Genomic DNA, 8,347 nt, shown 5'->3' with positions numbered 1-8,347 from the left:
GCAGCTTTTCGTGCACCAGCAGATAGGCGATTTCCTCGAATTCGCAGGTGCTGGCGATATCGAGAATGTCATAGCCCCGGTAGTGCAGGTCGTTGCCGGTCTTGCCCACCGTGCACAGCGCGGTATTGCCCGCCGTCACGCCTGAGAGCGCGACGGATTTTTTCGGCCTGAAGGCGCCTGGCGCTGCGCTTTCGGCTGGCGTGGCTGCTGCTTGGGTCTTCTCGCTCATTTCCCGCACTCTCCTGGTTGCCCGCTCATTTCTTCTGGTTGAACAGCGTGTCGAGTTTCTGCTCGTAAGCGTAGTAGCCAATGCTCTCGTACAGTTCAGCGCGCGTTTGCATTGTCTCCACGACCGCCTGCTGTGTGCCGTCGCGGCGAATCGCGCCGTACACGTTCTCAGCGGCCTTGTTCATGGCGCGGAAGGCGGACAGGGGATACAGCACCAGCGACACATCCGCGCCACGCAGTTCGTCCACCGTGAAGAGCGGTGTGGCGCCGAATTCAGTGATGTTGGCGAGGACAGGCACCTTCACGGCCTGTACGAACTGCTTGTACATGCCGAGTTCGGTCATCGCTTCCGGGAAGATCATGTCGGCGCCGGCTTCGACGCAGGCGGCGGCGCGATCCATCGCGGCTTGCAGCCCTTCTACCGCCAAGGCGTCGGTGCGGGCCATGATGACGAAATTCGGATCGGTGCGGGCGTCGACAGCCGCCTTTATGCGGTCGACCATCTCGTCCTGCGTGACGATTGCCTTGCCGGGGCGGTGGCCGCAACGCTTGGCGCCGACCTGGTCTTCAATGTGCATCGCACCCGCGCCGGCCTTGATCAGCGACTTCACCGTGCGGGCGATATTGAAGGCCGACGGGCCGAAACCTGTGTCTACATCGACCAGCACCGGCAGGTCACAGACATCCGTGATCCGGCGCACGTCGGTCAGCACGTCGTCGAGGGTCGAAATACCCAGATCGGGCAGGCCAAGCGAACCGGCAGCTACACCGCCGCCCGACACGTAAATGGCCTTGAAGCCCGCGTGCTTTGCCAGCAGCGCGTGGTTGGCATTGATCGCGCCTACCACCTGCAACGGCTTTTCCGTCGCTACGGCGGCGCGGAAAGCGGCGCCTGCCGTCAGATTCAAAACATTCGAGGGGGTGCTCATGATGCAGACTCCTTCGGCGAGCGGGAACCGTCTGTAGTGAAGAGCGGCGCGGCCTCTGCAGGTACCGCGCGCCCGGTGGAGCGGGCGCGGCGCAACACTGACCAGTAGTAGCGGTAGCTCGCGCGGTCATGCAGCGTATCGTGATGGCGCGTTGGCCCCCATTGGGCAGACTGCGCAGCCAGCAGGATCTCAGCCGCTGTAGCGATCTCTTCATCGCGCGGCGCGAAGGCGGCGACGATGGCCGGAATCTGCGCGGGGTGGATGCTCCACATCCGCGTATAGCCGAACTCGTTGCGTGCGCGCGTGGCGTCGTTGGCCACGATGCTCATATCGCGCACCTCGGTGCTGACATTGTGCGACGGCACCTTGCCGTGTGCGTGACACGCCGCCGAGATTTCGAGCTTTGCGCGCCGCACCAGCGGGTGATCGAACTGGCCGGGCGAGCGCATTGCGCTGTCTGGAATGGCGCCATCGTGGGCGGAGACGAAGTCCATCAGGCCGAAGCTCAGCGCCTCGACACCCGGTAGGGCTGCCAGTGCGAAAGCATGCGTCAGGGCGCCATGCGTTTCCACCAGGAGTTGTACCGGGATGGTTTGATCGATGCCCATTTCACGCCGCGTCGCCTCGATGAACGCGCACATTTCGGCGGCATCGGGCACGCTGCGAACTTTCGGCAGGGTGATGAAGGCAGGGGCGCGTTGAGCGGCGCGCAGAATCAGCCGCACGTCGTCGCGCCAGTGCGCGTGATTGAAATCGTGAATCCGTACGCCGACGCGGCCAAAGCGGTCATGCTCGCTACCCAGCATCGATGCAACCAGCTCGGCATGCTCCGCTTCGCGGCCCACCTGGGCGCCGTCTTCGCAGTCGAGCGTGATGTCGAACACCGGCCCCAGCTCCTGCTGCAAAGCGAGCGATTTCAGCATCAGCTTCTCACTGCCGGCGTAGTGGTCGCAGGCAGGCAGAACAGTGGGCGGCGCTTCGCCGTCAAACAGCACTTCGGCGGGTATCAGGGCGCGCATCTTCGGCGTCAGGGGCGTGGATTCTCGTTGAGAAACTGGATGTAAAAAACCGGAACCCGTCGGCGAGCAACGGAGTCCCGGTTTGTCTGCGTCAGGCGCTTAGCCGAGCAGGTGCTGGACGCCTTCGCGCTCTTCGAGCAACTCGTTCAGCGTGCCGTCCATCTTTTCGCGCGAGAACGCGTCGATCTCGAGGCCTTCAACACGCTTGTACTCGCCGTTTTCACACGTAACCGGCACACCGTAGATGATGTCTTCCGGAATGCCATACGAACCGTCCGACGGAATACCCATCGTCACCCACTTGCCGTTCGTGCCGAGCACCCAGTCACGTACGTGGTCGATCGCAGCGTTGGCTGCCGACGCTGCCGACGACAGGCCGCGTGCTTCGATGATCGCCGCGCCGCGCTTGCCGACGGTCGGGATGAACGTGTTGCGGTTCCATTCGTCGTCGTTGATCAGCTTGGTCAGCGACTGGCCGTCAACCGTAGCAACGCGGAAATCCGGGTACATGGTCGGCGAGTGATTGCCCCACACAGCCAGCTTTTCGATCGAAGCGACCGGCTTGCCCGACTTGGCAGCCAGTTGCGACAGCGCGCGGTTGTGGTCCAGACGCAGCATGGCGGTGAAGTTCTTCTTCGGCAGATCCGGCGCCGACTTCATTGCGATGTAAGCGTTCGTGTTGGCCGGGTTGCCGACCACCAGCACCTTCACGTCGCGGCTGGCGACTTCGTTTAGCGCCTTGCCTTGCACCGTGAAGATCTCGGCGTTGGCCGACAGCAGATCTTTACGTTCCATGCCCTTCGAGCGCGGACGGGCGCCGACCAGCAGGGCGACGTCAGCATCCTTGAATGCGACCTTGGGATCATCAGTGATCACGACGCCCGACAGCAGCGGGAACGCGCAATCATCCAGTTCCATCACGACGCCTTTCACTGCGGCTTGCGCTTGCGGCAGGTCGAGCAGTTGCAGGACGACCGGCTGGTCCTTGCCAAGCAGATCGCCATTGGCAATGCGGAACAGCAGGGAGTAAGCGATTTGACCTGCGGCGCCGGTGACGGCAACGCGCTTTGCGGGCTTAGCCATTGAGAATTCTCCAGGACGATGCGTTAGACGCTAGGGAAAACGCCATTCTATATGCGCGTTAGGCGAAGCGTTGTGAAACACGGCGGAATTCACTGTTACGCGGGACCCCTTACAGAAGCTGAGGTCACAAAACGCGTTGCGGCGAGCCCGCCATGCCGGAAACCTGTGCAGCGGAGCGAGGTGCGCGGGACACCGGTGGGCGCTGCATGGTGCCGGGCTCCTGCACTGGTGTGTTTCCGAAGCGTCTGACGGGACAAAGACCGGCGAATCGAAACCTGAACCGCATGAGAGAACAGCATGATGCAGAGTGGCCTTCGGAGCACAGCGCCGTTCGGAAAGAACCCCGAAAACGGCCATGAGATTGCCCGCAAACCCTTGCTCGCCAAGGAGTGTAGGAGTCGGGACACACAAAGTCAACAGTATCTTATGTCTTATATAAGACATATCTATTGCCGGGAAAGGTCTGGACGGCGGCTGGGCCTTTATGATGAAATGCGCGCATGACTTCGAACCCGGCGAGCACCGCGAATCCTATTGGCCCTGCGGGGCCTGGCGAGAGCGTGCCCGCTGCCGCGCCCGTCACTTCGCCTACCTTTAGCCCTTTGTATCAGCAGATCAAGGGGTTGATTACGCAGAGTCTTGAATCAGGTGAATGGAAGCCTGGTGAAATCATTCCGAGCGAGGTCGAACTCGCTGCGCGATTCAAGGTGAGCCAAGGCACGGTTCGTAAAGCGATTGACGAACTGGCGGCAGACAACCTGCTGGTGAGGCGTCAGGGCAAAGGGACTTTTGTTGCAACGCACAACGAAGACCGGGCCCAATTTCGCTTCCTGAGATTGCTCGCCGATGACGGCGCCGAACATCCCCATGTAAGCCACCTGCTCGAATGCCGACGGTTACGCGCCACGGCGGAAATTGCACGGCAACTCGACCTCAAGCCAGCCGACCCGGTGGTGCAAATCAAACGCCTTTTGCAGTTTGATGGTGAAATCACGGTACTCGACGAGATCTGGCTGCCGGGCGTCATGTTTCGCGGCCTCACGCTCGAACGGCTCTCCGAGTACAAAGGCCCGCTCTACGCGATGTTCGAAACGGAGTTCGGAACCCGCATGATCAGGGCTTCCGAGAAGATTCGGGCAGTGGCGGCGGACCCTTCGGTGGCGGATCTGCTGCACGTGCCGCCAGGATTTCCATTGCTATCGGTCGAACGTGTGTCCTATACCTATGGAGACCGTCCGGTCGAAGTGCGGCGTGGATGGTATGTCACAACTGGGTACTACTATCAGAACGATCTCAGTTGAAGCCGGGTTGTAAAACGGCTCGCAGCGCGGGCCGGATTGATGTGCTCAAGGGTTCATCAGCGTTGCCAGATGGGCACTGCGTATCTTGCGCGGGCCTGCTTGAAGACGCCTTTGTTGCGCGTGTGGCAAGGGACCAGTGGGGTTTTTCGCTGCAGCGCGATATAAAAAGGCGCTAAAATTGCGGATTAGTGTTACTACATAGTAGGGGTCTAGCATGGCTGAAGCCGTAAAAAAACCGAGACCGGAATTCCGGAACATCGGTATCGGGCAAATAACGATGGCGTATCGCCTACCGCTCGCAGGGCGGATATCCATCTTGCACCGCGTCAGCGGGTTGTTGCTGTTTGTGTTTCTTCCGTTCCTGCTTTACCTCTTTGATCAAAGCCTGACGTCCGAACTTAGCTTCGACGTCTTCAAGGGCTTCCTCTCCAACATCATCGTCAAGATCATCACGCTGGTTCTCGCGTGGGCTTTCCTGTTCCACTTCTGCGCTGGCGTGCGTCACCTGTTCATGGACACGAGCCACAACCTCACGACTAAAGAGAAGGGCAAGCAAACTTCCATCATCGTGCTGGTCGTCTCGTCGCTTCTGACGATTGCTTTTGCGCTCAAACTCTTCGGAGCATTCTAAAAAAATGGCAGCTAACAACCGAATCGGCCCGAAGCGTCTCGTCGTTGGCGCGCACTACGGTCTGCGCGACTGGCTCGCACAACGTATCACCGCCGCCATCATGGCGATCTACACGATCATCCTGCTCGTGTGGTTCTTCGGTGCACAAGAATTTTCGTACGACGGCTGGGCGTCGATCTTCGCGACGCAATGGATGAAGCTCGCCACGTTCGTGACGCTGCTGTCCCTGTTCTACCACGCGTGGGTAGGTATTCGTGACATCTGGATGGACTACATCAAGCCCGTCGGTGTGCGTCTCCTCCTTCAGGCCCTGACGATCGTCTGGCTGTTGGCGTGTGCCGGCTACGCTGCGCAGATTCTCTGGAGAGTATAAAAGAATGGCTGCAATCAAGAATTCTCTTCCGCGTCGCAAGTTTGACGTGGTTATCGTCGGCGCAGGCGGCTCGGGGATGCGCGCTTCGCTGCAACTCGCGCGCGCCGGTCTGTCGGTTTGCGTGCTGTCCAAGGTGTTCCCGACGCGTTCGCACACGGTCGCTGCTCAAGGCGGTATCGGCGCCTCGCTCGGCAACATGAGCGAAGACAATTGGCACTATCACTTCTACGACACGATCAAGGGTTCCGACTGGCTCGGCGACCAGGACGCGATTGAGTTCATGTGCCGCGAAGCACCGAACGCTGTCTACGAACTGGAACACATGGGCATGCCGTTCGACCGCAATGCGGACGGCACGATCTATCAACGTCCGTTTGGCGGCCACACGGCCAACTACGGCGAAAAGCCGGTGCAACGCGCTTGCGCGGCGGCTGACCGTACCGGTCACGCACTGCTGCACACGCTGTACCAGCAGAACGTCGAAGCAAAGACGCAGTTCTTCGTCGAATGGATGGCGCTGGATCTGATCCGCGACGCCGAAGGCGACGTACTCGGCGTGACCGCGCTCGAAATGGAAACCGGCGACGTTTATATTCTCGAAGGCAAGACCACGCTGTTCGCTACGGGCGGTGCAGGCCGGATCTTCGCAGCGTCCACCAACGCGTTCATCAACACCGGTGACGGCCTGGGTATGGCTGCGCGTTCGGGCATCGCACTGCAAGACATGGAATTCTGGCAATTCCACCCCACCGGCGTGGCCGGCGCGGGCGTGCTGATTACCGAAGGCGTGCGCGGCGAAGGCGGCATTCTGCGTAACTCGAACGGCGAGCGTTTCATGGAACGCTATGCACCGACGCTGAAGGATCTGGCGCCGCGTGACTTCGTTTCGCGTTCGATGGACCAGGAAATCAAGGAAGGCCGTGGCGTGGGTCCGAACAAGGATCACGTGCTGCTCGACCTGTCGCACATCGGCGCCGAGACGATCATGAAGCGTCTGCCGTCGATCCGCGAAATCGCCATGAAGTTCGCGAACGTTGACTGTATTAAAGAGCCGATCCCGGTTGTGCCGACCATCCACTATCAGATGGGCGGTATTCCGACCAACATTCACGGTCAGGTCGTGGGTACGTCACGGGGTCACGAAGAGCCGGTCAACGGTTTCTACGCAGTGGGCGAATGCTCGTGCGTGTCGGTGCACGGCGCGAACCGCCTCGGTACCAACTCGCTGCTCGACCTGGTGGTGTTCGGCCGCGCGGCTGGCAACCACATCGTCAAGCACGTGAAGGAAATCAAGGAGCACAAGCCGCTGCCGGCTGATGCCGCTGATTTCGCGCTGTCGCGTCTGGACAAGCTGGACAAGTCCTCGTCCGGCGAATACACGCAGGACGTCGCGAACGACATCCGCGCCACGATGCAGGCACACGCCGGTGTGTTCCGTACTTCGAAGCTGCTGGCTGACGGCGTGCAGCGCATCCGCGAAGTGGCTGAACGCGTCGACAGCATCCACCTGAAGGACAAGTCGAAGGTCTTCAACACGGCACGCGTGGAAGCGCTGGAGCTGGCGAACCTGATTGAAGTGGCACGCGCCACGATGGTGTCGGCAGAAGCGCGGAAGGAAAGCCGTGGTGCGCACGCACAGGACGACTTCGAACATCGCGACGACGAAAACTGGCTGCGCCATACGCTGTGGTTCAGCGAAGGTGATCGCCTCGACTACAAGCCGGTTCACATGCAACCGCTGACCGTCGAATCGGTGCCGCCGAAAGCGCGTACCTTCTAAGGCACAAGTCAAAGGAATTCAGAAATGGCCAAGCGTACATTTGAAATCTACCGCTACGATCCGGACAAGGACGCAGCACCGCGCATGCAATCGTATGAGATCGAAATCGACTCGCACGAACGCATGCTGCTCGACGCGCTGCTCAAGCTGAAAGCAGTGGATGAAACCCTGTCGTTCCGTCGCTCGTGCCGTGAAGGCGTGTGCGGTTCGGACGCAATGAACATCAACGGCAAGAATGGTCTGGCGTGCCTGACCAACATGAACGACCTGCCGCAGAAGATCGTGCTGCGTCCGTTGCCGGGCCTGCCCGTCGTGCGCGACCTGATCTGCGACTTCACGCAGTTCTTCAACCAGTATCACTCGATCAAGCCGTACCTGATCAACGATACGCCGCCGCCGGAAAAGGAACGTCTGCAGTCGCCGGAAGAACGCGAAGAGCTGGACGGTCTGTACGAGTGCATTCTTTGCGCAAGCTGCTCGACGTCGTGCCCGAGCTTCTGGTGGAATCCGGACAAGTTCGTTGGGCCGGCTGGTTTGCTGCAGGCCTATCGCTTCATCGCGGACAGCCGTGACGAAGCAACCGGCGAGCGTCTCGACAACCTGGAAGACCCGTACCGTCTGTTCCGTTGCCATACGATCATGAACTGCGTCGATGTGTGCCCGAAGGGTCTCAACCCGACGAAGGCGATCGGCAAGATCAAGGAATTGATGGTTCGCCGTGCTGTCTGAGCTTGATTGACATGGAAGATTCGCATCAAGCCGACCCGCTTCGGCGGGCGCGCCTTCGCTGGCGCGCCCGGCGCGGCCTGCTGGAAAACGATCTGATTTTCGAGCGCTTTTTCGGCAAATACGAGCATGACCTCAGCGACGCCGATGTGGGCGCACTTACGCGCCTGCTAGAGCTGAGCGATAACGACCTGATGGACTTGCTACTCGTGCGCAAGGAACCAGAAGGCGACCTTGCAGAGCCGGATGTGATCCGGGTGCTGGAGCTGCTGCGCAC

At 60.3% G+C, this 8,347-nt stretch carries 10 protein-coding genes; 6 read left to right on the top strand and 4 right to left on the bottom strand.

From position 1 onward, the window contains the following. The 4 genes from WCA85_RS33310 to WCA85_RS33295 form a co-directional block, all read right to left on the bottom strand. On the bottom strand, positions 1 to 229 hold a 229-nt coding region (locus tag WCA85_RS33310), incomplete at its 3' end, for a citrate/2-methylcitrate synthase (RefSeq protein ID WP_424069703.1). A 25-nt stretch (positions 230 to 254) separates the two neighbouring features. Continuing rightward, positions 255 to 1,157, bottom strand: coding sequence for a methylisocitrate lyase (gene prpB, locus WCA85_RS33305; RefSeq protein ID WP_424069701.1), 903 nt, complete (start codon positions 1,155 to 1,157; stop codon positions 255 to 257). Continuing rightward, positions 1,154 to 2,176: an HpcH/HpaI aldolase/citrate lyase family protein gene (locus WCA85_RS33300; protein ID WP_424069699.1), complete on the bottom strand. Its 1,023-nt coding sequence runs from the start codon at positions 2,174 to 2,176 to the stop codon at positions 1,154 to 1,156. Before WCA85_RS33300 ends, prpB begins: the two co-directional genes overlap by 4 nt. Positions 2,177 to 2,275: 99 nt before the next feature. Further along, positions 2,276 to 3,259 carry a malate dehydrogenase gene (locus WCA85_RS33295; protein WP_424069697.1) on the bottom strand — a complete coding sequence of 328 codons (984 nt, stop codon included), beginning with the start codon at positions 3,257 to 3,259 and terminating at the stop codon, positions 2,276 to 2,278. A 500-nt stretch (positions 3,260 to 3,759) separates the two neighbouring features. On the opposite strand from WCA85_RS33295, the gene WCA85_RS33290 reads away from it, so the two are divergent. The 6 genes from WCA85_RS33290 to WCA85_RS33265 form a co-directional block, all read left to right on the top strand. Next, on the top strand, positions 3,760 to 4,560 hold the full coding sequence (locus tag WCA85_RS33290; protein ID WP_424069695.1) for a GntR family transcriptional regulator: 801 nt from the start codon (positions 3,760 to 3,762) through the stop codon (positions 4,558 to 4,560). Between the two features lie 214 nt (positions 4,561 to 4,774). After that, on the top strand, positions 4,775 to 5,191 hold the full coding sequence (sdhC, locus tag WCA85_RS33285) for a succinate dehydrogenase, cytochrome b556 subunit (RefSeq protein ID WP_424069693.1): 417 nt from the start codon (positions 4,775 to 4,777) through the stop codon (positions 5,189 to 5,191). A gap of 4 nt (positions 5,192 to 5,195) precedes the next feature. Further along, positions 5,196 to 5,564 (top strand): succinate dehydrogenase, hydrophobic membrane anchor protein, encoded by a 369-nt coding sequence (sdhD, locus tag WCA85_RS33280; RefSeq protein ID WP_424069692.1) that lies wholly within the window; start codon positions 5,196 to 5,198, stop codon positions 5,562 to 5,564. Positions 5,565 to 5,568: 4 nt separating this feature from the next. Further along, a complete protein-coding gene (gene sdhA, locus WCA85_RS33275; protein WP_424069690.1) occupies positions 5,569 to 7,344 on the top strand; it encodes a succinate dehydrogenase flavoprotein subunit in 1,776 nt (591 codons plus the stop codon). A 24-nt stretch (positions 7,345 to 7,368) separates the two neighbouring features. Next, positions 7,369 to 8,073: a succinate dehydrogenase iron-sulfur subunit gene (locus WCA85_RS33270; protein WP_074294075.1), complete on the top strand. Its 705-nt coding sequence runs from the start codon at positions 7,369 to 7,371 to the stop codon at positions 8,071 to 8,073. An 11-nt stretch (positions 8,074 to 8,084) separates the two neighbouring features. Beyond that, a partial coding sequence (locus WCA85_RS33265) for a succinate dehydrogenase assembly factor 2 (RefSeq protein WP_424069688.1) occupies positions 8,085 to 8,347 on the top strand: 263 nt, incomplete at its 3' end.

The sequence above is a fragment of the Paraburkholderia sp. genome, assembly GCF_049581445.1.
Taxonomy (GTDB): Bacteria; Pseudomonadota; Gammaproteobacteria; order Burkholderiales; family Burkholderiaceae; genus Paraburkholderia.
The sequence above is the reverse complement of the archived record's forward strand: the minus strand, read 5'-3'. Positions and strand labels throughout refer to the sequence as shown.

Excerpts from the sequence above, each read along its gene's own strand:
- WCA85_RS33290 (WP_424069695.1), top strand. The coding sequence starts at position 3,760 with ATGACTTCGAACCCGGCGAGCACCGCGAATCCTATTGGCCCTGCGGGG.
- WCA85_RS33270 (WP_074294075.1), top strand. The coding sequence starts at position 7,369 with ATGGCCAAGCGTACATTTGAAATCTACCGCTACGATCCGGACAAGGAC.
- WCA85_RS33300 (WP_424069699.1), bottom strand. The coding sequence starts at position 2,176 with ATGCGCGCCCTGATACCCGCCGAAGTGCTGTTTGACGGCGAAGCGCCG.
- sdhA (WP_424069690.1), top strand. The coding sequence starts at position 5,569 with ATGGCTGCAATCAAGAATTCTCTTCCGCGTCGCAAGTTTGACGTGGTT.
- sdhC (WP_424069693.1), top strand. The coding sequence starts at position 4,775 with ATGGCTGAAGCCGTAAAAAAACCGAGACCGGAATTCCGGAACATCGGT.
- prpB (WP_424069701.1), bottom strand. The coding sequence starts at position 1,157 with ATGAGCACCCCCTCGAATGTTTTGAATCTGACGGCAGGCGCCGCTTTC.
- sdhD (WP_424069692.1), top strand. The coding sequence starts at position 5,196 with ATGGCAGCTAACAACCGAATCGGCCCGAAGCGTCTCGTCGTTGGCGCG.
- WCA85_RS33295 (WP_424069697.1), bottom strand. The coding sequence starts at position 3,259 with ATGGCTAAGCCCGCAAAGCGCGTTGCCGTCACCGGCGCCGCAGGTCAA.